Here is a 25,133-nt window from a genome sequence, read left to right as displayed (position 1 = left end):
GCGACGCCATCGCTTGCTGCAATCGCTTTGCCGTTGCATCGGCCCACGTCGGACCAGGACAGTCCAGGAAGCCAAAAGGGAAACGACATGACGGATCACGACCTCGCGCAACGCCTCGTCGATGCGCGCCGCCAGCACCGCGCAATCGACACGCTCCCGCTCGACGCCCTCCCGCCCGACGCCGCGACGGCCTATTCGATCCAGCAGGCGGTCATCGCGGGGCTGGGCGGCTCGACGGGCGCCTGGAAAATCGGTGCCAAAGCTCCGGGCGGTCCGGCCTCGGGCGCCCCGATTCCGGCTGCGCTGACGGTGGTCTCGCCCGCGCGACTCGAACATGGTTCGTTTTTCCGCGTGCTGCTCGAACTGGAAATCGCGTTCCGCTTCGCCGACCCCATCGAGCCGCACGGCGAGACCTATGCGCGCGATGAAGTGCTGGCGCGCGTCGGCTCGGTGCTGCCCGCGATCGAAATCGTCGACAGCCGCTTCGCCGAATGGCCGAACATCGCGCTCCTCGCGCAGCTCGCCGATGCGCAGAACAATGGCGCACTGGTGACGGGGCATGCGCAGCCGTACGCGTCGCTCGCGCGCTCGTTCGACTTCGTGTCGCCCGAACTCGAGCTGACGTTCGATGGCCAGTCGCTCGTGCCCGAATCGACGGGCAATCCCGCCGGCGACCCGCGCGAACTGCTCGTGTGGTTCGTCAACCACTGCGCCGCCATGGGTATCACGATCGAGCCCGAATGGACCATCACGACAGGCTCGTATATCGGCGCGCATCGCGTCGACGGACCGGGGCGCGTGTATGGTCATATCGACGGACTCGGCGAAGTCGAAGTCGAACTGACGTAAACCACTAAGCCCAATCAAGCCGACCAGGCGTCCCGCGAGGCGTCGAGCTCGCTTCGGCGTCGTCACACTGCGTGCGGATGCGGCGGCCTGCGTTGCCGTCGCATCCGCACGCGTTCATTCGTCCCCGCTGCCTTTCTCTCTGCGATTTGCGACAGCGTACCGTCCAAACGCGTCGCTCAAGAGCGAACCGGGCAAACACCTGGCTACATCTACCTATTCAGATGCGCATCGCGCACGCCGTCCTATGGACATGGCGTCAAAGGACAAACGACACGTGTCGCGCCGATCCACGCGCGCTTGTACATCGAGGCCGCTTGCGTTGAACGATTTGGCGCACGCGATGACGAACGGCAGGAATGCGCGCTTGCGCACATGCAAAACATGTAACACAGCGGCTGAACTGTCGTCGCGAGCATCCATGCGTGCGTTATGGCAGAAAGGGCGGCAACGTGGCCCTGCGCAGCGGTTATCGAAGTCGATGGCGCTGGGCACATGCACTGGGTCGCATGCACTGCGGGCACGCGCGAGACGAAGTAAGGTGTCGCAGTAGTGTGGTCAGGCAGACAGCGTGCTACACGAGTGTTTGCAAAGGTGCGGAAAAGTGCAGGACGCAACGCGATGCCGCGTGTGAAAGATGCATGTGGAAGACAGCGTGGGGAGGGAACGCAGGATGCAATGCAGCAGCGCTGGTGAAGATTCTCGCGAGGTGTGGGCAATGATTGTAGGTGAGCGAATTTGCGTCATCAAGCGAGTCGGGCTGAGCGCTAGCTATGGCGCGATTTTCACAACGTAGTTCGTGAAAAAAAATTTAAAAGGGTTTAGGATGAATTCGAGCGATGTCGTTTCCTGATAGCGCGCCGCGCACGACATCGTCCCAGACTTCGGCGAGGAGGTAGCATGGATATCTACAGCAGTTTCGCGACCCGCTTCGAGAAAACACGGGAGGAGGAATTCTCGCTCGAGGAGTATCTCGCGCTCTGCAAAGACAATCCCGCCGCGTACGCCACCGCTGGCGAACGCATGCTGTCGGCAATAGGAGAACCCGAGCAGATAGACACACGCAACGATCCGCGTCTTTCGCGGATCTTCGCGAACAAGGTCATCAAGGTATACCCCGCATTCCGTGAGTTCTACGGAATGGAAGACGTGATCGAGCAGGTGGTCGCCTACTTCAGGCATGCCGCCCAGGGGCTCGAAGAAAAGAAGCAGATTCTCTATCTGCTGGGTCCCGTCGGCGGCGGCAAGTCGTCGATTGCCGAGCGGCTCAAGCAGCTGATGGAACGCGTGCCGTTCTACGCGATCAAGGGCTCGCCCGTCAACGAATCGCCTTTGGGCCTGTTCGATTATGACGAGGACGGTCCCATCCTCGAAGAGCAATACGGCATACCGCGCCGCTACCTGAAGAGCATTCTGAGTCCGTGGGCGGTCAAGCGCCTGCACGAATACAACGGCGACATCCGCAAGTTCCGCGTGGTGCGGCGCTATCCGTCGGTGCTGCGGCAGATCGCGATCGCGAAGACCGAGCCAGGCGACGAAAACAATCAGGATATTTCGTCCCTCGTCGGCAAGGTCGATATCCGCAAGCTCGAGCAATATGCGCAAGACGATGCGGACGCCTATAGCTACTCCGGCGGCCTGTGTCTCGCGAACCAGGGCCTGCTCGAGTTCGTCGAAATGTTCAAGGCGCCGATCAAGGTGCTGCACCCGTTGCTCACAGCAACGCAGGAAGGCAACTTCAAGGGCACGGAAGGCTTCGGCGCGATTCCGTTCGACGGCATTATCCTCGCGCACTCGAACGAGTCGGAGTGGAAAGCGTTCCGCAACAACCGCAACAACGAAGCACTGCTCGACCGTATCTTCGTCGTGAAGGTGCCGTACTGCCTACGCTACTCGGAAGAGATGAAGATCTACGAGAAGCTGCTGCGCAATTCGTCGCTGGCCAATGCCGTGTGCGCGCCCGGCACGCTGAAGATGATGGCGCAGTTCTCGGTGCTCACGCGCTTGCAGGAGCCGGAGAATTCGAGCCTCTTTTCGAAGATGCAGGTGTACGACGGCGAGAATCTGAAAGACACCGATCCGAAGGCTAAGTCGTATCAGGAGTATCGCGACTTTGCCGGCGTCGACGAAGGGATGACGGGTGTGTCCACGCGCTTCGCGTTCAAGATCATGTCGCGCGTGTTCAACTTCGATACGACGGAAGTCGCGGCGAATCCGGTGCATCTGATGTACGTGCTCGAACAGCAGATCGAGCGCGAGCAGTTTCCGCCGGAAACCGAACAGAAGTTCCTGTCGTTCATCAAGGACGTGCTCGCGTCGCGTTATGCGGAATTCATTGGCAAGGAGATTCAGACCGCGTATCTGGAGTCGTATTCCGAGTACGGGCAGAACATTTTCGATCGCTATGTGACGTACGCCGACTTCTGGATTCAGGACCAGGAGTTTCGCGACCACGACACGGGCGAGAGCTTCGACCGCGCGGCGCTGAATGCCGAGCTGGAGAAGATCGAGAAGCCTGCCGGCATCAGCAACCCGAAGGACTTCCGCAACGAGATCGTGAATTTCGTGTTGCGCGCGCGTGCCGCGAACGGGGGCAAGAACCCCGCGTGGATCAGCTATGAAAAGCTGCGCGTCGTGATCGAAAAGAAAATGTTCTCGAATACGGAAGAACTTCTCCCCGTCATCTCGTTCAACGCGAAAGGGTCGGCGGAGGAACAGCGCAAGCACGAGGACTTCGTCAACCGGATGGTCACCAAGGGCTATACGCCGAAGCAGGTGCGGCTCTTGTGCGACTGGTATCTGCGTGTGCGCAAGTCGTCATGAAGCGCGTAGCGCAAAGCCCGCGCAAACGGGTTCGCTTCACCCGGTTGGCGCGGGCCTCCTGCGAGGCGCAAGTCGCATGGGCATAAGATTGCATGCGCAACTTGCGCCCCGCGTATTCCAAATCGGAGCGGGAGACCGGATGTGCTTCATCAAATCATCGACCGCAGGCTGGCAGGCAAGAACAAGAGCATTGCAAACCGCGAGCGCTTTCTGCGTCGCGTGAAGGGATATATTCGTCGCGCAGTGTCCGAAGCGGTGCGCGACCGGAGTATCAAGGACATTCAGAATACCCAGAGCATCACGATTCCGCGCAAGGACATCGCCGAGCCGTCGTTCCGGCACGGTCCGGGCGGCAGGCGCGAAATGGTGCACCCGGGTAACGCCGACTACATACGCGGCGACAAGATACCCCGCCCGCAAGGCGGCGGCGGTGGTGGTGGAGGCGGCAGCGCAAGCAACGAAGGCGAGGGGCAGGACGATTTCGTCTTCGAACTGAGCCGCGAAGAATTCATGCAGTACTTCTTCGACGACCTCGAATTGCCGCGTCTCGTCAAAACGCATCTGCTCGCCGTGCCGACGTGGAAGAGCATCCGCGCGGGCTGGGCGGCGGAGGGCACGCCGAACAACATCGACGTCGTGCGTTCGTTGCGCAGCGCGCTAGGCCGGCGCATCGCGCTCGGCGCGCCGCTCGTCAACGAATTGCACGATCTCGAGAAGCAGCTCGAAGAGATGAAGGCGGACCCCGCCGATCGTCGCGAAGAGATCAAGCTGCTCGAAGAAGACATCCACCATTTGCGCGGCCGCATCTGGCGCATTCCGTTTATCGACCCGTTCGATCTGCGTTACGTGAACCGCGTGAAGCAGCCGCAGCCGTCGAGTCAGGCCGTGATGTTTTGTCTGATGGATGTGTCGGGTTCGATGGACGAGCAGCGCAAGGATCTCGCAAAGCGCTTCTTCATCCTGCTATATCTGTTCCTCAAGCGGAACTACGAGAAGATCGAAGTGGTGTTCATCCGACACCACACGCGCGCCGAAGAAGTCGACGAGGACACGTTCTTCCATTCGACGGAAAGCGGCGGCACGGTCGTATCGAGCGCGCTGGAACTGATGCAGAAGATTCTCGACGAACGCTACTCGCCGACTGAATGGAACATTTATGGCGCGCAGGCTTCGGATGGCGACAACTGGACCGACGACTCGCCGAAATGTCGCAAGATCCTCTCGGATGACATTCTCGATAAGGTGCGGTATTTTGCGTACATTCAGGTGACGCCTGAAGAGCAGAACCTGTGGCTCGAATATGCACAGCTAGCGCAAATGGTGCCGCATCTGGCCATGAAGAAAGTCGAGACGGCTGCGGATATCTATCCAGTGTTCCGTGAGCTGTTTGAAAAGCAGGTGGAAGCGGCATGACGACTCGCCACCTGCACAACGAGGCGCGCGGGTATCAGCCCGAGCGTCGTAAAGGCGTGCCGAAGCGAAGCGAGGCCGGGCATGCCGAGGCGAACACGGCGCACGTGAAGGATACGCGTGCGCCCGATGCCGGGGCAGGCGTAGCGCCTGACGCAGCTGCAGCACGAGGACCCACCGGGGCGCCCACCGAAGGGCAAAGGGAAGTCCGTATGAACGTTGCCGACAGAAGGCCGTTGCCGTGTCCGTCCGACTGGACCTTCGAACTGATCGAAGAGTACGACACTCATATCGCGCATGTTGCGGAGCAATATGAACTCGACGTCTATCCGATCCAGCTCGAACTGATCAGCGCCGAACAGATGATGGATGCATACGCGTCCGTCGGCATGCCGGTCAACTACCGGCACTGGTCATTCGGCAAGCATTTCCTCGCTACCGAAAAGAGCTATCGACGCGGGCAAATGGGACTCGCGTATGAGATCGTCATCAACTCGAATCCGTGCATCGCGTATCTGATGGAAGAGAACACGATGACGATGCAGGCTCTCGTCATCGCGCACGCGGCCTATGGCCACAACTCTTTCTTCAAGGGCAATTATCTGTTCCGCTTGTGGACGGATGCGCACGCGATCATCGACTACCTCGTGTACGCGAAGAACTACATCGCGGAGTGCGAGGAGCGTTATGGGCTCGACCGCGTCGAGGAACTGCTCGACTCGTGCCATGCGCTGATGAACTATGGCGTGGACCGCTACAAGCGTCCGCAGAAACTGTCGCTGCAGAGGGAACTCGCGGCGCGCCGCGAACGCGAAGCGTATCTGCAATCGCAGGTCAACGAGTTGTGGCGCACGCTGCCGACGCGTCACACACCGATGCCCGAAGAAGTGGAAGAGCGCTATCCGCCGGAGCCGCAGGAAAACCTGCTGTATTTCGCGGAAAAGAACGCGCCTCTGCTGGAGCCATGGGAGCGCGAAGTCATTCGCATCGTGCGCAAGATCGGGCAGTACTTCTATCCGCAGCGTCAGACGCAGGTGATGAACGAAGGCTGGGCCACGTTCTGGCATTACACGCTGCTCAATACGCTGTACAACGAAGGCAAGCTCGAAGACGGCTTCATGATGGAGTTCCTCCATTCGCACAGCAACGTCGTCTATCAGCCGCCCGTCACGAAGCCGTACTACAGCGGCATCAATCCGTACGCGCTCGGCTTTTCGATGATGAGCGACATTCGCCGCATCTGCGAAAACCCGACGGAAGAGGACCGCAAGTGGTTCCCCGAACTCGCGGGCAGTCCGTGGCTGCAGGCGATGCACTACGCGATGCGCAACTTCAAGGACGAGAGTTTTGTGGCGCAGTACCTGTCGCCGCATCTGATCCGCGAGATGCGGCTCTTCTCGGTGCTCGACGACGATATGCGCGATGCGCTCGAAGTCTCCGCGATTCACGACGACAGCGGCTATCAATATGTGCGCCAGGCGCTGTCGCGGCAGTACGACATGCATCATCGCGAGCCGAACATCCAGGTGTATTCCGTGAATACGCGCGGCGACCGCAGCCTTACGCTGCGGCACTTCATGAGCGACAACCGGCATCTGTCGAGCGACAGCGACGAAGTGCTCAAGCATATGGCGCGCTTGTGGCAGTTCGATGTGTTCCTGGAAAGCGTCGATGAAAACGGGACCGTCAGAAAGCGCTACGAGTGCCGCTATACGGCGCCCGCCATTCGCGTTTGATTGATTGGGCGTTTGATCGGCGTCTGACGAACCTTTGACGCGCGTTTGCCGGCCCGCGCACAACGATCGTGATGAAAAGCCAGCTTTCGGGCTGGCTTTTTTGTGCGCGCAACACGCGCAGCGCGCTTGCGTTCGCAGACCGCGCCTGGCACGAAACGCTTCAGATGCGCGTCCACGCGCCGTTATCCATGGATATCCGTTAAGATACCGACCGCGTCAAAGCTTACGTTTCTCTACAATCTCGCGCGCGTGCTGAAACCCGATTGCAACGGGACCGAAACCCCGCCGCAAACCGGCTTCAGCGCAATACAAGGCGGCGTCACGACCGCTAAAACCTATTAGAAGGGACCGACACCAGCATGACCGACACCACGACCGTATTCACTCCCAGCGACACCCGGCGACGCATCTTCGCAATCGTCGGCGCCTCATCGGGCAACCTCGTCGAGTGGTTCGATTTCTACGTCTACTCGTTTTGCGCGCTGTACTTTGCGCCGGCGTTCTTTCCGAAGGGCGACACGACGGCGCAACTGCTGAACACGGCGGGCGTGTTCGCGGCGGGCTTCCTGATGCGCCCGATCGGCGGCTGGTTCTTCGGGCGTCTCGCCGACAAGCGCGGCCGGCGCTTCGCGATGATGGTGTCGGTGTTCATGATGTGCGGCGGCTCGCTCGTGATCGCCGTCGTGCCCACCTATGCGCAGATCGGCGCGCTCGCGCCCTTGCTGCTGCTGGTTGCGCGTCTGTTCCAGGGCCTGTCCGTGGGCGGCGAGTACGGCACGAGTGCAACGTATATGAGTGAAGTCGCGCTCCAGGGACGCCGCGGCTTTTTCGCGTCGTTCCAGTACGTGACGCTGATCGGCGGCCAGCTGTTCGCGTTGCTCGTGCTCGTGATCCTGCAACAGGTGCTGACGACGGAAGAACTGAAGGCATGGGGCTGGCGGATTCCGTTCGTGGTCGGCGCATTGTCGGCGCTGGTCGCGCTGTATCTGCGCCGCTCGCTCGACGAAACGACGACGGCCGAAATGCGTCAGCGCAAGGAAGCGGGCACGCTGCGCGGGATGTGGCAGCACAAGGGCGCGTTCTTCACCGTGCTCGGCTTCACGGCAGGCGGCTCGCTGATCTTCTACACGTTCACGACGTACATGCAGAAGTACCTGGTCAACACCGCGGGCATGCATGCGAAGACTGCGAGCAACGTGATGACGGCTGCTCTCTTCGTGTACATGGTGATGCAGCCGCTGTTCGGCGCATTGTCGGATCGCATTGGCCGCCGCAACTCGATGCTGCTGTTCGGCTTCTTCGCGACGATCGGCACGGTGCCGCTGCTGCATGCGCTGAAGGATGTGACGAGCCCCGTCGCGGCATTCGCGCTCGTCGTGACCGCGCTCGCCATCGTCAGCTTCTATACGTCGATCAGCGGCCTGATCAAGGCCGAGATGTTCCCGCCGGAAGTGCGCGCGCTCGGCGTCGGCCTGTCGTACGCGGTCGCGAACGCGATCTTCGGCGGCTCGGCGGAATACGTCGCGCTGTGGCTCAAGCAGGCGGGCAGCGAATCGTCGTTCTACTGGTACGTCACGGCGATGTGCGCGATTGCGGGTCTCGTGTCGTTCCGCATGCGCGATCCGTCGAAGGTAGGATACCTGCGCAACGAACCGTGATGCGCCCGGCCTGACCCGTTGTGACGCAACAAACGGCTCTGTTCGATGAACAGAGCCGTTTTCTTATGGCCGCGTCGTTCTTCGTGGCTGCGCTTTTACGGAAACTTCGGCGCAGCAGGCGGCAGACTGCGCCACTTCATCGTGATGAACGCGCGCGATCAGCGACAGATGGTAGTAGAGCCTGGCATCGCGACCGTACCCATGCGGCCGCCGTATTTTTTGCGGCGAATGATTTTTCGCCGCGCGCTTTTGCTTCAGCCGACGGAGGGCTCGCCTTCGCCCGGCTTTTTGCCCGGACGATCGGCTGGCGACTGCTTGCGGCCGGCGTCGTCGCGCTCAGGCATCTTGCTCTTTTCGTTATCGCTGTGGACAGGGTGCTTCGGATGTTGGACGTCGCTGCCCGGACTCGTGGTGCCCGTGCGTTGCTTTTCGCTGCTCATGAGACGCTCCCTTTGCCAATAGCCGCCTTTAAGCGAGCAATTGCCGCTCCCGTCCCGCCATTGCTAGACTCTTTCGCGAGGGCGCCACATCAAGAACAGCCTGACCAGCGGAGACGACACATGAGCAAGATCGCGTTCCAGGATTTCGAACGGCAAGTCATGCAACGCCACGTGATTCGAGGGCACGTGTACGAAAACGCAGCCGCGCTCGTCGATCGCGCGAATGCATGGATTGCCGAGCACAACATCGATGTGATCAACGTCGAAAGCCTGTCGACTTTCGGCTCCGGCGACGATACGAGCGTGAGCCACTGGTATTCGGGGATTCGCGTCTGGTATCGAACGCAATAGTGCGCGATTAGCGCGGCCACGTGATTGCGCCGCGCAGATGCCGCGCTACTTGCCCGACACGATCAGCTTCAGCCTGCTCGCGCCGGCGCGCATCGCGGTGATCTGCGTGCGCGCATCGCGTGGGCCGATGTAGAAGTGCTGGCGTACCGGCGAGTTCACGTCGTGCGTCGCGTCGGGCAGACACGACGCGATGTCCGCGGCGACGGCCTGCAATGCCGTCGTGCTCGATGCCGCGCCTTCGTTCGGCGTCCACATGCATTCGTAGCCGCCTTTCGTCGCGCCGCATTGCGCATCATTGCCGTACGGCTGCGCGACGCCCTTGCCGTCGTCGGGCGTCAGTTGCGAGAATCCCGTCGGCGCCGCTGCGACGATGCGCTTGAGCGCGGCGCATGGGTTGGGCGCATCGTCGGCGCGAGCGGCTAGTGGACTCAGCGCGGTTGTCGCGACGACTGCGATCGCGCTGATTCGACGGAGAGAGGGCATTCGATGGGCGCGTTGTGTGTGGGGCATCTGCGTCTCCTTGGCGTCGGGATGGATGGCCGCACCGATTTTTCGCAGCCGATCTGTCCAGCGAGCACGCAATCAACGCGCCTGGTGTTCCGCATTATCTGCACCGGTCGGTACACATGCGCCTCATGCGCCCGAAGCCCCGCCATGTTCTTCGCGTTCAAGCGTGCGCGTGCGGCGCAAATCGGGGAAGAGCCGCATCCACAGCAGCGCGATCGCAATGGTCGCGCAACCGCCGACGAGTACAGCAGCCTGAGCTCCCCACCAGCCCGCAGTCACACCGGACTCGAACTCGCCGAGCTGATTCGACGTGCCGATGAACAGCGAATTGACGGCGCTCACGCGGCCGAGCATGTCATCGGGCGTGCGCAGTTGCACGAGCGACAGGCGCACGACCACGCTGATCACATCCGATGCGCCGAGCGCCATCAACGCAAGCAGTGACACGACAAACGAATGCGACAGCCCGAACACGAGCGTCGCGATGCCGAACACGATCACGCCGCCGAACATGGCCGCGCCCGGCCGCTTGCGCAGCGGAAAATGCGCGAGCCAGATCGTGCCGCCGAGCGCGCCGACGGCCGACGCGGAGCGCAGCAGGCCGAGCCCGAGCGGCCCGGCATGCAGCACGTCGCGCGCGAAGATCGGCAGCAGCGCAGTCGCGCCGCCGAACAGCACGGCGAAGAGATCGAGCGACAGCGCACCGAGTATCACCGGCTGGCTGCGGATGAAGCGCACGCCGGAGAACACCGATTCGAGCGTGACGGGCGCGCGCGGCATCGGCTTCGTGCGCAGCGGGATCGTGCTGACGGCAGCGGACGCGAGCGCGAACGACAACGTGCACGCGAGATACGCCGCGCCCGGACCGATACCGTAGAGCAGCCCGCCAAGCGCCGGGCCGCCGATCTGCGCAGCCTGGTTCGCGGACGTGGCCCAGGCCGTCGCCTGCGACAGCTGCGTGCGCGGCACGACGCCCGGCAACAGCGACGCGACGGCAGGGGATTCGAACGCGCGCGCCGCGCCGACGCATGCGGCGAGCACATAAATCACGGGCGCGCTGATCCAGCCGCCGAACGTGCTCCACGCGAACAGGGCGGCGGCTGCGCATTCGAGCCCCTGGCAGATGGACGCGATGCGCCGCCGGTCGTAGCGATCGGCGACCTGGCCGACGACGAGCGTCAGCACGAACATCGGCAGAAACTGCGCGAGCCCGACGAGGCCGAGCGCGAACGCGCTATGCGTGAGCGCATAGATATGCCAGCCCATCGCGACGGCCAGCATCTGAAACGACAGCGACGACAGCACGCGCGTGCACCAGAAACGCTGGAACGGCGTCTGACGCGGCAGGCTGATTTCGGGTTCACGGTTGGCCTCGCCGACGAGCGTGTCGAAGGTCTCCTGGTCGTTGTTGCCGGCGGGTGGTGTTTTCATCGATGAATGAATTGGCGTCCCATATAACGGGCCGTCGCGTGTGCGTCGCCCGTCAGGCACCGCATTTGCACACGCAGTTGAAAGAAGCTCGACGCAACGATGCGTCGAGCCAAGGCATCGTCGGGCCGCCAGTGTAGAGCAACTCGCTCGCGCTTGCCGTTTCGCGCCGGATGGCCTGGGCCTCAGCCTTGTTCCGGCATTGTTTCGACGTTGCCTTCTTGCGCCGCGTCGGCATCACGTTCAATCCCCATCGAACTGCAAATACAACCATGGATGATTTGCTCACTCGCGTATTTCACCTGCAACCCTCGCTGGTCGTCACGCTTACGCAAGATCTGATGCATGCGGCCGTGGCGATCCTGATCCTGATCGTCGGCTGGTGGGTGTCCAACCGAATTGGCGCGCTGCTGTCGAAAGGGCTGTCTCGCACGCGTGCGGACCCGACGCTCGCGCCGATGATCAATGCGATCGGCACCTGGTCCGTGCGCGTGCTTGTGCTGTTCGCGGCGCTGAGCGAAGTCGGCGTTGCGACAGCGAGCGTGCTGGCCGTGCTCGGCGCCGCCGGCCTCGCCATCGGCCTCGCTCTGCAGGGCACGCTGCAAAATATTGCAGCCGGCATTATGTTGCTTTTGCTGCGTCCGTTTCGTGCCGGCGATTTGATCGAAGGCACGGGCGCGACGGCGGGCATCGTGCGCGAAGTGGGTCTATTCACGACGCGTATCGAACGCAGCGACGGCAATGCCGTCTTCGTGCCGAACAGCCAGATCTGGAGCAATCCCGTCATCAATTACACCAGTGGCGGGACGCAGCGCATCGAGGTTGAAGTCGGGATTGCGCAGCGCCAGGACGTGGCGGGCGCAATCGATGCGCTGAAGAAGTTGATCGCCGACGACCCCCGTGTCCTGGGCGGCACGACGCTCGCGCCGATGGTCACGGCGTCGGACTATCCGCACGGCGGCGACGCGGCTCTGCGCATTGCCGTGTGGGTGAGCGGAGCCGATGCGCAACTGGCTGCAGACGATTTCCGCGAACGGTCGCGGGCCGTGCTCGAAGAAGCGGGCTTCAAGGTCGCGCAGCAGCCAGCCACGAAGCGCGGGCCAGCATGGGCACATGCATGAATCGGCAGCGCCTTACGCGTGATGCACGCCGCCGCACAGACATGGCCTTTAGTGCATCTCGCACCACGACGCTGTCGTGGCCGCTATGACATGCTGCATTGCGATGCGCATGCAGGCGATTTCATCGTGATCGTCCGCCGGGAGCGGCATTTTGTCCGCACGCGCCAAATAGAAAATCCGGCCGATCCATTCGTCCCAGTCATAGAAGATTGCCTCGCTCGTTGGCGCATGCACTCACTGTCATGCGCTGCTCTGCCGACAACCAGTTAGCCGGAGTGCATCGAGGCATCAAGCGTCAGAATCATGCGCGTTGCCGCACTTCTGTTTGCCCCATTTCGGGCGACGGCGGGGCGCGTCCGCGCGCGGACGAACAAGGGCATGTTGCGGAGCCGCATTTGATCTAGGTAAAAACCCTAGTGTTGAGGTAAAATGCGGCGTCAAAGGAAAAGATGCCATGCCGCCCCGTTTTCAGATCTTTGAAAAAATCGCCTTCTGGCTGGTCGTGATGTCCGCCGTGCTGTGTTCCGGCTATATCGCGTGGGAAACGTCGCCGGGTTTCCAGGACGCCGTGCACGCCAGTGCCGCTGCCGTGCGCTGGAGCGGCGACTACTCGTTCATCTGCGCATCGCCGACGACTAACGCCTGCGATCAGCTTCCCCTCGACTGACTTCTCGACGCTGATTCACGCTTTACGCTGGCGCGCCTCTCAGCCCAGGCCAGCGAGCAGCGGCGCGTAATTTTCACCCCCTCCGTTGGCGCTTTTTTCAAAGCGCCAACCGGCCATCCCGCATCACTCGCACGCCGTCTCGAACCTGCATCGGGAATGTCATTTGCTTGCAAGTAGCAATTGGGCTTCGTGCGTCGTAAGCGACGTGAAGCCCAATTCTTCGAAAACCGTCTTCGCCAGCCGGTCGATCCGCAGGTCGGTATCCACGGTCCAGAACGATTCCGATGCATCAAGGAGACGCGCCATGACACCTGCTTCCCAGTATGAAATGCAGATCCTGCAAGCGGACATACGCATGCTGCTCACGGTCGACGAGGACGCCATCGAACTTTTTCCCGGCGCGACAACTGCCGGCGGCGCGGCCAGCAAGCCCTACGCGGTGCTGCATACCGATTCGCTCGCGACGCTATGCGGCTGGCGCGAAGCAATGCAGGAGGGTGGACGCCCATATCGCCTGCTGAACAACCTCTATGGCTATCGCCAGGAAGTGAACAACCCGGACTGGTAGTGCACCTCCCGTGCATCTCCTCTTGCGCGCCGATGCAGCTTTGCTCTTCGGCGCGCGTTTCCCAAGCTGAACACCGCTGAACGCGGCGCATGTGACGATACTGCTCACGGCCGTCGTCACGCTCGTCGTCGTGCTCGTGATCGCCAATCTGTCGACAGGTGAAAGAAGATCGAGCACAAGATCGAGCGTCTGTACGGTAGCCACGATCCTCAGTTCATCCGCTCGATGGGCCTGTTGCTCGGGCCGCCCGTCGTATCCGGCAACCGCTTCGAGGTGCTGCTCAACGGCGACGGGATTTTTCCGTCGATGCTCGAAGGCATCGCGAGCGCCCGGAAGTCCATCACGTTCGAAACTTTCATCTACTGGTCCGGCGCAATCGGCGTGCGGATCGCGGTCGCGCTTTCGGAGAAGGCGCGTGCAGGCATTTCGGTGCATGTGTTGCTCGACTGGGTCGGCACGCAGAAGATGGATAAGCGCTATCCGCGCATGCTCGAGGAGGCAGGTGCGGAAGTGGTCCAGTTCCACAAGCCGCACTGGACCGGGCTTGGCCGCATGAACGACCGCACGCACCGCAAGCTGCTCGTCATCGACGGACGCATCGGCTTTACGGGCGGTGTCGGCATCGCGCAGGAATGGAGGGGACATGCACAGGACAAGATGCACTGGCGCGACACGCACTTCCGCGTCACGGGTCCTGTTGTCGGTCATATGCAGGCGTCTGCTCATGAACAACTGGATCAAGGCGGCCGGCAATGTACTGCATGGGCCCGACTATTTTCCCGAGCCCAACGACGAAGGCGAGGGTCTCGCGACATGTTCAGCAGTTCGCCGTCGGGCGGCAGCGACGACATGCAGTTGATGTACCTGATGGCCATCACGGCGGCGACGCGCTCGATTCATCTTGCGAGCGCCTATTTCGTGCCCGACAGGCTGACCGTCAACGCGATCGTCGATGCGGCAAAACGCGGCGTCGCCGTGCAGATCCTGGCGCCCGGCAAGTGCATCGACACGCATACCGTGCGCGAATCCTCGCGCGCATGCTGGGTACCGTTGCTCGAAGCGGGCGTGCAGATGCTCGAGTATCTGCCGACCATGTTTCACGACAAGCTGCTGGTCGTCGACGATTATCTGGTGTCGGTCGGCTCGACGAATTTCGATTCGCGCTCGTTCAAGCTCAACGACGAGGCGAACATCAACCTCTACGATGAAGCCTTCGCGCGCCGTCAGACGCAGATCTTCGGCGACGATCTCGCGAAGTCGAAGCGCGTGACGCTCGACGACTGGAAGCGGCGGCCATGGATGGAGAAAGTCGTCGACCGCGTCATGTCGCTGCTCGATCCGCAGCTTTGACGCGCGGCGCTCGGGCGGCTGGGGCGGCACGGGTGGCTCGGTGGGGCGTTGCCCAGCCGGCGTGCATCGGCGGATCGCGCTTGGGCGGATCTCCCGCGGGCGGCTCCTCGGCAGGCGGCATGCGGTCGGGCTCGCGCTCGGGGATGGGCGGCGAGTCGGGGCCCGGATCGGGGTCGTCGTCCGGCGCCGGATCGGGATCGACGTCGGGCGGCGTCGGCGTGTGCAGCCGCTGGCAGACCGGATAGACGAAAAAAGGAAAAGCAGTCTGGCGCAGGTTCATTATGCGGTTCTCGCGAGTGCAGTTCGATACACCGACGAAATCCGCAATGCATGTGCCATCTACCGCGAGCATCGACAGAAGGCACGATAGTTCAATGCAAGATAATGCACCGCGCTAGAACCGCTCGATCATCCCAACCTGCACCCCACGTACAGGCGCGCCCGGGTAGGCGACGGGCAGGCCCACCACATTGACGCCGCGCAGCGTGAATGTGGCCTCGCCGCGATTCTCCAGGTTCGCGGCGCTCAGATAAAGCAACAGTGCCTTCGACAGCTGATAGTCGAACATGATGCTGAACTGGTCGGCATCGTTGTTGCCGCCGCTGCGGTCGCGCGCATGCGCATAGCCGAGCGACGCGCTGGCCTGCGGCGTGATCTGCCACAACGCGGACAGCGACAGGCCATCGTCGTGATAGCGAGGCGTGCCGCCATCGCCGTTGAAGTACGCGACAAAGCCTGTCAGTGTGCCCCACTGGTAAGAAGCGCCCGCGAAGTTTGCGCGCAGCGCGCCGCTGCCATGCGTCTGCTGATGCGCGTAAAGGAGCTTCATGGGGCCGAGCGCCCAGTCGGCTGTCACGTAATACCCGCCGATGCCATTGCCGTCGCCGGGATCGCGCAGCGCATACATGCCCGTCGCGCTGAGTCCCCAGATGGTCGGCGACAGGTAGGCGAGCGCGTTGTCGGTGTACGGCGTGATCTTCGACAGATTGTTCAGCCCGGACGCGATCGTGCCCGCGCCGAACGCATCGAGTTGACCTTTGAACGGGATATAGATCGGCGAGTACTGGCGCCCGACGCGCAACTCGCCCCACGCGCCGTGCGCGCCGATCCATGCCTGCCGGTTGAAGATACTGCCCGGCACGGAGAACTCGCCGCTCGATGAATCGAAGCCGTTCTCGAGCGTGAAAATCAGGTTGTTGCCGTCGCCGAGCGGCTCGCTGCCGTGCAGCCCGACACGCGTGCCGCGATAGGCGCCGGAGTCCATGCGCGCAACGTAGCCGCTGCCGGGATTCGTCACTTCGATGCTGGTGTCGATCAGACCGTACAGCGTGACGGAGCCTTGTGCGTGGGCAGGTGTCGCGAGACCGGGCGCAACGAAGAGCGCGAGGGTGAGCACGCTCGTGCCGAACGAAAACAGCCCATGCGATACGCGAGCCCTAAAACGGCGCGATGGACGACATGACGTGACAGACGTAGGCATCGGCGGGTCTTGTTATGAGGTTGCAACGCTATCGTGCCGCCGATATCGGGCGGAACGCCGTCTGCGAACAGGCCGCTTACGCGTACAACAGCAGGTACGGGCGAACACTAACCGAATGCTAAGCGAACGGGATGCGCGCGACGCGTGCAGCCTCACGCGACGAAGCCGCGCTACATGTTCGTGTACGAACTGCACCAGCCGCCGCCTGCCACCTGTTTCGTGCCGAAGAGGGTACAGCCGCCCCATGCGTCCGTCGGGTTGCCCTGAAAGAGCGAGCAGTTGCTGCAGGTCTGTCCTGCCTTGTAGTTCGGGAAGCGCGCCTTGTCCACTTTCGCGGCGACGGTGACGTAGCCGACCGCCTTCGCAGCCGGATCGGATTCGCTCAGCTTCTCGTCCGCGCGGGCGTCGCGGCTTGTGACGAGCGTTGCGCACAGGCTGGCCGCGACGCCGCCGGCCGCTACGATGAACTCACGCCGGGTCGTTGTCATGATGGTTCTCCGCTGGGTGAGGAACGGGTGCAGGCGATATCGACGGCATCGGCCGCCGATGATTGATGGCGACGAACACGGCCATCAGCATCAGGAATGCAAGCACGAGCAGGCACGCATTGATCATCACGCGTTCGTAGCCGAGCTCGCCGACGTCGATGAACGGATACGGATAGAAGTCGGAGAACGCGCCGCGCAGCATCGTCAGCGCGAGATAGCCGAGCGGATACACGAGCCACCACAGCAGATGGCGCGGCGTCAGATGAAAGCGCGGCACGAACAGCAGCCAGTACAGCGCGGCGAGCACGGGCACGATCGTATGCAGGCTTTCGTTGAGGAGGACGCGCCAGCCCGACGGCGTCCAGGTATGGCGCAACAACAGGTTGTACGCGATGCCGACGAACACGATATACACGGTCACCGCCGTCACGACAGTCGGCTTGTGGAAGAAGCGGACCGAGGGTACGCGGCTGCGCTGGTTGAAGAATCCGACGCACGTGAAGCAGAGCGCGCACGCGAAGATTGTCAGATTGGTGAGGTAGCTTGTGAGCCGCTCGATACCGCCGATCACGCCAAAGCCGCGCGTGAGCATCCGGTGCACGGTGATGTCCGTTTGCGCGGCGAACGCGCACCATGCGATCAGCGCGATCGACGCGGCGAGCGCAACGGAGGCGACGCTCGGCGCAGAGAGCGGCAGTTCGGGCCCTGCCGCTGCAACAATGGCGGACGGCGAGCCTGGGGACGCGGGCTTCTTCATGCGTCGATTCTATACGCGTGAAGCGGCGTGTGCAGAGGCTCGATGTGTCGAGGGCAAAAAGAGAGCCGGCACGCGGATCGTCGCGGCCGGCCCGTCTCAACGTCCGTCAGGGGACGCAGGAACCCGGATCGTGATGCCAGTGTTGGTGACCTTGATTAGTGATCGTGGCCCTGGTCGTCGTCGTCATCGCGGCCGCACGCGTCACGGTGACCATCGTTCGACACGCCCGGCAAACGCTGCGCGACATAGTGGGGCAGATCGGCGCGATCGATGGCGAACACGAAGAACTGGTTCGGATTCGCGATGCCCGACGGGTGGTTCGTATCGGTGACGGTCGCGAGAAAGTCGTTGTCGTTCGCGATGAAGAGCGTGTGCTTCTTCACGCCGCCCACCGTCACGTCCGGGCCGAACGCGAGGCCTTCGAGCTTCGCCGGAATGTCGGTCGGCTTGTAGCCATGCGACGTCAGTGCCGCGACGACATCGAGGAACAGCGTCTTCTTCAGCGCATAGGGCGCGAGGCCGCTCTGGCTGCTAGCCTGGCTCACGTCCTGCGCGCCCGTCAGGTCGACGCGGAAGACCTGCTTGAACGCGGCCGTCGAATCGTCGCCGAGGCCCTTGCCGTCGCGCTCGTCCATCAGCAATTCATGATCGTTGATGGCGAGCACGTCGCTGATCGTCGGATACTTCGGCTTGGCTGTCGTGCCGATGTTCGTAAGCGGGTACGCATACTGGGTCGTGCTGCCCGTGCGGATATCGATCTTCACGATGCGCGTGTACGCGCCGTCCGTGCCGCCGTCCTGGATCAGCGGGCTTTGCATCGCGCCGAAGAGCGTCGTGCCGTCCGGCGAAATCGCGAGGCCTTCCATGCCCTTGTTCGCCACGCGGCCCGACGTGTTCATGCTGATCTCGTCGTTGCCAACGGGCGAGAGTGTCGATACGGCGAACGTGTCAGGCAACTTGTACGTCGCGATGCGGCGGCCGCTCTTTCGCTCGAAGCGGTACACGTAGGGGCCGTACTCGTCGGAGATGAACACGCTGTCGCCATCGTTCGCGACGCGGATGCTTTCGGGATCGAAGCGGGCGTCGAGCGGATACGTCGACAGGTGCGCCGGATCGAAGTTGTCCGAGCGTCCCGTGAAGTAGTTCGTATGGTTCTGGCTGTTGAGTTTCGGCGCGCCGTTCGGCACGCCGTACGCGGCGCCCGTGCCATAGACGAGATGATCGGACGTGTGCAGCAGCGTCGTGTCGAGGAGCTTCGGCGTCAGCGTGAAAGGCAGCGACGAACCCTTGGGGGCTTCCTTCAGATGCAGGCGCAGCGTCTGGAAGCGATTGATGTACGACGCAGTGTCGTCGATGGCCGCGTTATACGAAATCGCGTTCGGCCCGCGATCCGGCACGGCGACGAACGTGTGACAGCCTGCATAGCCGATGCCCGAGCCCATGCCGCCGAGCAGATTGCCGGGCGCGCCGTTTTCGAGCTCGCCTGCCGTGTCTTTCGACTTGTCGAGGAGATTGCCGTCCAGCTTGCCGATCGCGATCAGATCGACGGTGGCGTGAGCGGCGGGGGCAGCGGCGAGCGCCGCGAGCGATGCGATGGCACTGAGCATGGTGCGGGCGAAGAGTCGTGAGCGCAGCACGGAAATGTTCCTTGAAAGGAGCAACGTGACGAGGACAGCGCCGGGAATGCGAACGGTGAAAGCGGGGGGCAACCCGGACGCAAGGTTTATTACTTGTTCATTACCGAGGGCCGATGGTGCGTGACGCGTGTGTCGAACATATGACGGCGCGCGCTCGCGAGCCGCGCGCAATGTGCGTTGGCGCACATTCGCGCGAGCATCCTTCATCGATGCGCACGCAATCAGTATGCCGGTGCATGAAAGCACGACGCGCCGCGATGCCGCTCGCCGATCTCGGGCTCGATCGTTGCGTGCTAGGATGAACGCGACCGTCTACTGCAAACCGTGAATCCAACGCGACATGGCAACCCTTTACGCGAAGCTTGGCGTGTCTCAAGACGCCACCTTGGAAGAGATCAAACGGGCGTACCGGAAGGCCGCGATGAAATGGCATCCCGACCGTAACGTCGGCCACGAAGACGTCGCGCGCGCGGCGTTCCAGGAGATCAGGGACGCGTACGCGATTCTCTCCGACCAGAACCAGCGCAAGGTCTACGACTCTGTCTATGAGCAGGAAATGCGGCGCTGGGAGGCGCTGCACAAGCGTCAGCAGGAGAAGGAGGCGGAGCGGGCGCGCAAGGCGCAGGCCGCCGCGCAAGCGGAGTATGCGCGGATGGTTGGCGTTGCGATGCGCTTTGCCGACGAAGGCCACAACCGTGACGTGCTGTTCGGCGTGCTGCTCGGCCGCAATTGCAATACCGACGTAGCGCAGCGTATCGCCGACAGCGTGTGGGCGCTGCAGGAGTCGCGGCGCGCGGAGCATGACGATCAAAGCGCGAATGCGGACCAGACCGCCGATGCGGACCACACGTCGAGCGTGTCCGATGCCGCCGATATTTCACCCGAGCCTGCCGAACGCGCGGCACGCACGTCATCTCAAGCGCAAGCTCAAGCGGCTGCGGCGAAGCACGATAAGCCTTCGCACGACGCGCGCGCGGCGAGTCTTTTCGATTCGCTGTGGCACGGCTTTTTCGGCGTTCGCTCATGACGTGCCGCTTGCGCGCCGTACTGGTTTTGCGTCCCGCACCCCTTAGAATGGTGTGATGGACTTACGCACGGATATGTTTCGATGAAAGACGCTTTTGAACGACGCGCGCTGCTGCTGCATCTCGGCGACGCGCTGCATGCAATCGATGCGGCGCTGGCCGCCGATGCGACGCGCCACACGTTGGGTGATCTGTTGAACGCTCACGCGGACCTTGCGGCACACGCATGGCTCGCGGCCATATCTCCCGCGACGAAGGCAGCGGACTTCGCGAAGCAGGCAAGTGCATCGTTTGCCGCGTGGCCCGCGCAATTGCTCGAGGAGCAGGTCGACTACGCGCAGCTCGCGCTCGCCGTCCGCGACAATCTGTTTGCGGACAATGCGGCGGGCTGGCGTGCTTATGTCGACGCGATGAAGCGCGAAGTCGAATGGTTCGGCGATGCGTTGCCTGCACAATCGCTGCCGGCCGCGCAGACATTCGAGTCCGCAGACGCGGACGTGCCCTCGGCCGATGCCGCCGATGCAGCCGATGTCGAGCGCGCGGAAGAGCCCGGTGAGCCGCAGCGCGAGAGCGTCGAGAGCAACGGGCGTTTGTATCCGTCATGGCCGTGGAAGCCGGGTGTGTGACGCGGGCCCTGCACGCGCTTTTGCATCGGAAAGAACACTAGGCGCCTCAAAGACACCGCCTCGCTGCAGCAGATCGTGTGTCGACTGCGAGCGAGGCGGCAGCGTATTACGTGTTCAGCGTGCGCGATCAGTAGTAGCCCCAGCGCTCGCGTTGACGCTCGCGCCATTCGTGCTCGCGCCACGCTTGATGGCGACGCCATTCATGTTCGCGCCACTCATGCTCGCGCCATTCACGACGCGCGCGCCAGTCGTCGTCGACATAGCCGACTGCGACGGGGGCGGGCGCAGCGTACACGGGTTGAGCCGGCACGACCACGCCCGGAACGCCCAGGCCGACGGCCACATCGACATGCGCGGAAGCGGCCGCCGAAGCCGCCAGCATCGTCAGACCGATAGCTGCACCAAGCATCATCTTCTTCATTGTTTGCTCCCTGCGCATCGTTGCGCGTGACTGAGTACGGCTTCAGTCTAGGGGCGCATGGGCGACACAGGTGCTACAGCGCTGCGAGAAAGGTAACGCCGGGTTACAGCACGCCTTCATGCGCGCATGACTCGCGCATGTTTCGTGGATTATCGGTTGACGTCGACCACGAGTCGACCGCGCACCTTGCCGTCGAGCACATCGGGCGCGGCCGCAAGCGCTTCGTCGAGTCCGATCTCGTTGACCATCGATGCAAGGCGTTCGGTGTTCAGGTCCTGTGCGATGCGTTGCCATGCGTCGACGCGGCGCGCGCGTGGTGCCATCACGCTGTCGATGCCCGCCAGCGTCACGCCGCGCAGAATGAAGGGCGCGACGGACGCGGGGAAGTCCATGCCTTGCGCGAGCCCGCATGCCGCGACGATGCCGCCATACGCGGTGCCGGCGCAGGCATTTGCGAGCGTGTGACTGCCGACGGCATCGATCGCCGCGACCCAGCGTTCCTTAGCGAGCGGTTTGCCGGGCGAGGACAGTTCCGCGCGATCAATGATCTCCTGTGCGCCCAGTTCATGCAGATAGGCAGACTCGCTGGGGCGGCCCGTCGACGCGATCACCTGATAGCCGCGCTTCGCGAGCAGCGTGATCCCGACGCTGCCGACGCCGCCCGCCGCGCCTGTGACGAGCACCTTGCCCTGTTCGGGCGTCACGCCGTGACGTTCGAGCGCGAGTACGCACAGCATCGCGGTGTAGCCTGCCGTGCCGACGGCCATCGCATCGCGCGAGGTCAGTGGAGTGGGCGTGCGCACGAGCCAGTCGCCGTTCACGCGCGCGCATTGCGCGAGACCGCCCCAATGCTTTTCGCCGACACCGTAGCCGTTCAGGATCACCTGGTCACCGGCTTTCCAGTACGCATGCCCGCTCGATTCGACGACACCCGCGAAGTCGATGCCCGGCACCATCGGAAAGCTGCGCACGACGGGCGAGCGTCCCGTGATCGCAAGCGCGTCCTTGTAGTTGAGCGTCGACCATTCGACGCGCACGGTCACGTCGCCAGAAGGCAGATTCGCTTCGTCGATTGTCGTGACGGACGCGCGGCTGCCGCTGTCCTGCTTCTCGATCAGTATCCCTTTCATGATTCCGTCCGTTGAGTTCGCGTGTTATCGGGTGCGTATAAGTCTAGGCCAATGCCCGTTTTTTAACCGGACGCCACAATACGACGTGCGCGTCGCATGGCTCAACGATGCGTACAACTACCGTCGCAGAGAGATGAAATGCGAGGCCCCGCCGATGGGGAAATGCGAACGGCACGCATGCGTTCTGCGCGCATGCGTGCCGTCTGCGTTTCGTCGAATCGATGAGGCCGCGTTGTCTATGTCAGCGCGCTAGCGCGTGTAATAGCCGCGCTGCTGCATGCACTTCGCGTAAGCGGCCCAATAGCGGACCATCGGCGGTTCAGGCGGCGGCGGTGGCGGCATTTCGGCCAGCGACGGCGACGCGGGCATTGGCGTGCTGGCGCCCGATGCGGCTTCGGCGCCCGATGCGCCCGACGCTGCCGCGACTGTCGTGGGCGGCGCGCCGCTCGCCGCGTTCGCCGCGCTCGCGACGTGGGCGCCGCTTGCGGCTGTCGCGCCGCTCGCAACGACGGGTGCGGACGCGGCCGAAGCGGCCAACGCGGCGGATGCACCCGATGCCCCCATGGCTGCAGGCAGAGGCGGGTTGACGGGCGCAGGCGCAACGATGGGACGCGGCGCTGTCTGCGCGGCCTGTTCGCGCGGCGGCGGACGTTGCGACTCGTGCGCCATGTTCACATGCGTCGTCTTGTTTGCGTCTGCGTAGCACAGAGCCGAATCGATGGTCTGCTGTCCCGGGCTCTGACTGCGTCCGGGAACGGTCATCGGTTGCTGAGCGACGGATGCGCCACTGATGAAGAGCAGCGAGATTGCTGCATGGGTGAAGCGTCTCATGGGCGAGCGGACTCCCTGGCGAAGTATTGATCTTGTCGGCGCGGATTCGCGGCGCGAAACGCGCGTGAAGCCACGTTGTGAGCCATGGCAAGTGCGGCCGTCAGGCCATCGCAAGCCGAAAGGTTGCTATTCCAGCATATCGCGTTGCAGCGGCGAGGCACGCCAGAAGCACGCCATTCGTCGCCAATTTCCGTGCTGCAGCGCGGTATACGTCACAGTGTGATCATTGCCGCAGCCCGAACACGGCGACGCCGTTCGTCGCGCCGACATAGACCTTGCCGCGCGAGATCATCGGCGTGATGAACTTGTTGCCTGCCCCCACTGATCGCGCGTGCCGGCCTGATTACTGTTATAGATCTCGCGGGCGAGATTGGTTGCGTCATATGCATGCAGCGCGCCCGTGGTGCCGTTTTCGGCGGCCCACAGGATCGCGTTCGATGTTCCGTTTGCCGAGATCGCCGGGACGGTGCCCGGATAGGCGAAGATCGTCGGGCTCTTCGACGCGGCCGTCGCCGCGAGCATCGCATTCGTGATGGGCAGCGCCTTGATGTTGTCGTTCAATCCGCCGTAGTACACGGTGCCGTTGAAATAGGCGGGCGAGCCCCATATGCCGCCCGCCAGCGTGCCCGTGAGCACCTGCCAGACGTTATTCGACGTGGGACTGAACTTGCCCATCGAGTCGCGATCGACGACATAGATCTTGTTGTCCTTGCCTGCCGCCACGGCGAGATGCTTGACGGTGCCGTCCGCTGTCTTCTGGTCGGGCAGCAGCATCGCGCCACCGGAGCCGAAGTCGTTGTCGGTGTTCGCGAGCTGCACGACATCGAGCGGCGCGAAGTAGTCGGTGACTTTGAGCGGGCTCGTCGAGAGCTTCATGAACGAGTCGCCGAAGTTGCTGTCGACGGGGAACCCGTTCGCGTCGAGCGTCGTGCCGAACGTGCCGTTGCCGTCGACCACATAGATCGATGCGCCATCCGATGCCATGCCGGAACCGGCCATCCAGACCGAGCCCTGAAGGCCGTTCGGCGCGATGTTGACGACACCCGTCTGCTTCAGGGTGTCGGCGCTGTAGCTCATGATCCAGCCGGTGTAAGGGCCGGCCATGCAATGCGCCGTCCGCCCCATATAGATGTTCCCGTTGACGAGTGTGAGGGCCGCGCGCTCGGTATGCAGCGACGGATCGAACGTGAGCACGCCGTTGACACTGTTGCCGCCCGTGCCGGGATAGGTCGCGGCGATTTCGCTCGGGCCGCCGAACAGTTCGGCGCTATTCGCCAGGTCGAGCGCATCCAGGCGATGATGAATGCCGCCGCTCGCATCCTTCGTCATCGCGACGGCATACAGCGCGCCGTGCGGTCCGCGATTGCGATCGATGACGGGCGTCGACGTAATGCCGATTTTGGGCGTGATGTCGCCGCAGCCGCGATCGTCGCTGGGTGTTTCGTTCGCGCCTGTCAGCGACACTTGCTACAGCAGTGCGTGGTTGTCCGCGTCATACGCGTAGACGCTGTTGTGTTCACTGACGACATAGATCACGTTGTGAGTCGTTCCGTTGATCGACAGGCTCATCACCGACAACGGTTGACCATCGACCTTGCCATCGGCTGCGAGAAACGCGATATTGCCGAACAACGCCGAATTGACGTTGGACAGCGTGAGCGTCGTTTCAGCGAGCATTTGCCCGGTGCGCGCGAGATCGTTGTGATGCGTCAGTGCGTCGGCGGCGAACGCGGCGGTGGACGGCGATGATGTCGTGCTGCCCGTCGTGGTGTTGCCTGAGCCGGATGTGCCGTTGCCTGAACCCGAAGCTGATCCAGAGGTGGCTCCGGAAAT

General features: G+C 62.8%; 23 protein-coding genes and 2 pseudogenes. 12 read left to right on the top strand and 13 right to left on the bottom strand.

The features are described from left to right. Positions 1-87: 87 nt before the first annotated feature. The 5 genes from BN2476_RS16655 (at position 88) to BN2476_RS16635 (ending at position 8,473) form a co-directional block, all read left to right on the top strand. A complete protein-coding gene (locus tag BN2476_RS16655; protein ID WP_087735512.1) occupies positions 88-849 on the top strand; it encodes a 2-keto-4-pentenoate hydratase in 762 nt (253 codons plus the stop codon). An 897-nt stretch (positions 850-1,746) separates the two neighbouring features. After that, a complete protein-coding gene (locus BN2476_RS16650) occupies positions 1,747-3,669 on the top strand; it encodes a PrkA family serine protein kinase (RefSeq protein WP_087735276.1) in 1,923 nt (640 codons plus the stop codon). A gap of 141 nt (positions 3,670-3,810) precedes the next feature. Further along, positions 3,811-5,082 (top strand): YeaH/YhbH family protein, encoded by a 1,272-nt coding sequence (locus BN2476_RS16645; protein WP_087735275.1) that lies wholly within the window; start codon positions 3,811-3,813, stop codon positions 5,080-5,082. After that, positions 5,079-6,815: a SpoVR family protein gene (locus BN2476_RS16640; RefSeq protein ID WP_087735274.1), complete on the top strand. Its 1,737-nt coding sequence runs from the start codon at positions 5,079-5,081 to the stop codon at positions 6,813-6,815. The genes BN2476_RS16645 and BN2476_RS16640 overlap by 4 nt, the downstream gene beginning before the upstream one ends. Before the next feature lie 359 nt (positions 6,816-7,174). Next, entirely contained in the window at positions 7,175-8,473 is a 1,299-nt protein-coding gene (locus tag BN2476_RS16635) for an MFS family transporter (RefSeq protein ID WP_087735273.1), read from the top strand. A 254-nt stretch (positions 8,474-8,727) separates the two neighbouring features. Here BN2476_RS16635 and BN2476_RS16630 read toward each other — a convergent pair whose 3' ends face one another. After that, on the bottom strand, positions 8,728-8,913 hold the full coding sequence (locus BN2476_RS16630; RefSeq protein ID WP_087735272.1) for a hypothetical protein: 186 nt from the start codon (positions 8,911-8,913) through the stop codon (positions 8,728-8,730). 120 nt (positions 8,914-9,033) lie between these two features. Here BN2476_RS16630 and BN2476_RS16625 point away from each other — a divergent pair, with 120 nt between their 5' ends. Beyond that, on the top strand, positions 9,034-9,264 hold the full coding sequence (locus BN2476_RS16625; protein WP_087735271.1) for a hypothetical protein: 231 nt from the start codon (positions 9,034-9,036) through the stop codon (positions 9,262-9,264). A 45-nt stretch (positions 9,265-9,309) separates the two neighbouring features. On the opposite strand, the gene BN2476_RS16620 is transcribed toward BN2476_RS16625, so the two are convergent. Then, on the bottom strand, positions 9,310-9,774 hold the full coding sequence (locus BN2476_RS16620; protein WP_087735270.1) for a hypothetical protein: 465 nt from the start codon (positions 9,772-9,774) through the stop codon (positions 9,310-9,312). 123 nt (positions 9,775-9,897) lie between these two features. Then, positions 9,898-11,202 (bottom strand): MFS transporter, encoded by a 1,305-nt coding sequence (locus BN2476_RS16615; protein ID WP_235850864.1) that lies wholly within the window; start codon positions 11,200-11,202, stop codon positions 9,898-9,900. A gap of 269 nt (positions 11,203-11,471) precedes the next feature. Between BN2476_RS16615 and BN2476_RS16605 the strand changes: the two genes are divergently transcribed. Further along, positions 11,472-12,320, top strand: coding sequence for a mechanosensitive ion channel family protein (locus BN2476_RS16605; RefSeq protein ID WP_087735268.1), 849 nt, complete (start codon positions 11,472-11,474; stop codon positions 12,318-12,320). Positions 12,321-12,774: 454 nt separating this feature from the next. After that, a complete protein-coding gene (locus BN2476_RS16595) occupies positions 12,775-12,987 on the top strand; it encodes a hypothetical protein (protein ID WP_087735266.1) in 213 nt (70 codons plus the stop codon). Between the two features lie 159 nt (positions 12,988-13,146). Here the strand turns inward: BN2476_RS16595 and BN2476_RS46495 are convergent, their stop codons facing one another. After that, positions 13,147-13,293, bottom strand: coding sequence for a hypothetical protein (locus tag BN2476_RS46495; protein WP_160111726.1), 147 nt, complete (start codon positions 13,291-13,293; stop codon positions 13,147-13,149). On the opposite strand from BN2476_RS46495, the gene BN2476_RS16590 reads away from it, so the two are divergent. Then, positions 13,292-13,555 (top strand): hypothetical protein, encoded by a 264-nt coding sequence (locus BN2476_RS16590; protein WP_087735265.1) that lies wholly within the window; start codon positions 13,292-13,294, stop codon positions 13,553-13,555. The genes BN2476_RS46495 and BN2476_RS16590 overlap by 2 nt on opposite strands. Positions 13,556-13,646: 91 nt before the next feature. Then, a pseudogene (locus tag BN2476_RS16585) lies at positions 13,647-14,905 on the top strand (phospholipase D-like domain-containing protein). On the opposite strand, the gene BN2476_RS16580 reads toward BN2476_RS16585, so the two are convergent. The 5 genes from BN2476_RS16580 to BN2476_RS16560 form a co-directional block, all read right to left on the bottom strand. Next, positions 14,877-15,185, bottom strand: coding sequence for a hypothetical protein (locus BN2476_RS16580; protein ID WP_162849254.1), 309 nt, complete (start codon positions 15,183-15,185; stop codon positions 14,877-14,879). The pseudogene BN2476_RS16585 and the gene BN2476_RS16580 sit on opposite strands and share 29 nt — an antisense overlap. 114 nt (positions 15,186-15,299) lie before the next feature. Next, complete coding sequence (locus BN2476_RS16575) at positions 15,300-16,385, bottom strand: porin (protein WP_235850863.1); 1,086 nt, start codon at positions 16,383-16,385, stop codon at positions 15,300-15,302. A 170-nt stretch (positions 16,386-16,555) separates the two neighbouring features. Further along, positions 16,556-16,873, bottom strand: a complete 318-nt coding sequence (locus BN2476_RS16570) for a high-potential iron-sulfur protein (RefSeq protein WP_087735263.1) — start codon at positions 16,871-16,873, stop codon at positions 16,556-16,558. Next, complete coding sequence (locus BN2476_RS16565) at positions 16,854-17,630, bottom strand: Pr6Pr family membrane protein (protein ID WP_087735262.1); 777 nt, start codon at positions 17,628-17,630, stop codon at positions 16,854-16,856. The genes BN2476_RS16570 and BN2476_RS16565 overlap by 20 nt, the downstream gene beginning before the upstream one ends. A 155-nt stretch (positions 17,631-17,785) precedes the next feature. Next, positions 17,786-19,267 carry an esterase-like activity of phytase family protein gene (locus BN2476_RS16560; RefSeq protein WP_218274524.1) on the bottom strand — a complete coding sequence of 494 codons (1,482 nt, stop codon included), beginning with the start codon at positions 19,265-19,267 and terminating at the stop codon, positions 17,786-17,788. A gap of 340 nt (positions 19,268-19,607) precedes the next feature. Between BN2476_RS16560 and BN2476_RS16550 the strand changes: the two genes are divergently transcribed. Both BN2476_RS16550 and BN2476_RS16545 read left to right on the top strand, forming a co-directional pair. Next, positions 19,608-20,294: a J domain-containing protein gene (locus tag BN2476_RS16550; protein WP_087735259.1), complete on the top strand. Its 687-nt coding sequence runs from the start codon at positions 19,608-19,610 to the stop codon at positions 20,292-20,294. A gap of 81 nt (positions 20,295-20,375) precedes the next feature. After that, positions 20,376-20,918, top strand: coding sequence for a hypothetical protein (locus BN2476_RS16545; protein ID WP_087735258.1), 543 nt, complete (start codon positions 20,376-20,378; stop codon positions 20,916-20,918). A 127-nt stretch (positions 20,919-21,045) separates the two neighbouring features. Here BN2476_RS16545 and BN2476_RS16540 read toward each other — a convergent pair whose 3' ends face one another. From BN2476_RS16540 to BN2476_RS16525, 4 genes and pseudogenes are all read right to left on the bottom strand, one after another. After that, positions 21,046-21,339, bottom strand: coding sequence for a hypothetical protein (locus BN2476_RS16540; protein WP_087735257.1), 294 nt, complete (start codon positions 21,337-21,339; stop codon positions 21,046-21,048). 149 nt (positions 21,340-21,488) lie between these two features. Next, positions 21,489-22,472 (bottom strand): acrylyl-CoA reductase (NADPH), encoded by a 984-nt coding sequence (acuI, locus tag BN2476_RS16535; protein WP_328590304.1) that lies wholly within the window; start codon positions 22,470-22,472, stop codon positions 21,489-21,491. A gap of 246 nt (positions 22,473-22,718) precedes the next feature. Further along, positions 22,719-23,300, bottom strand: a complete 582-nt coding sequence (locus tag BN2476_RS16530) for a hypothetical protein (protein ID WP_087735255.1) — start codon at positions 23,298-23,300, stop codon at positions 22,719-22,721. Positions 23,301-23,523: 223 nt separating this feature from the next. Then, a pseudogene (locus BN2476_RS16525) lies at positions 23,524-25,133 on the bottom strand (pyrrolo-quinoline quinone).

The sequence above is a fragment of the Paraburkholderia piptadeniae genome (genome assembly GCF_900007165.1).
Lineage (GTDB): Bacteria > Pseudomonadota > Gammaproteobacteria > Burkholderiales > Burkholderiaceae > Paraburkholderia > Paraburkholderia piptadeniae.
This window is presented reverse-complemented; position numbering and strand designations above follow the sequence as displayed.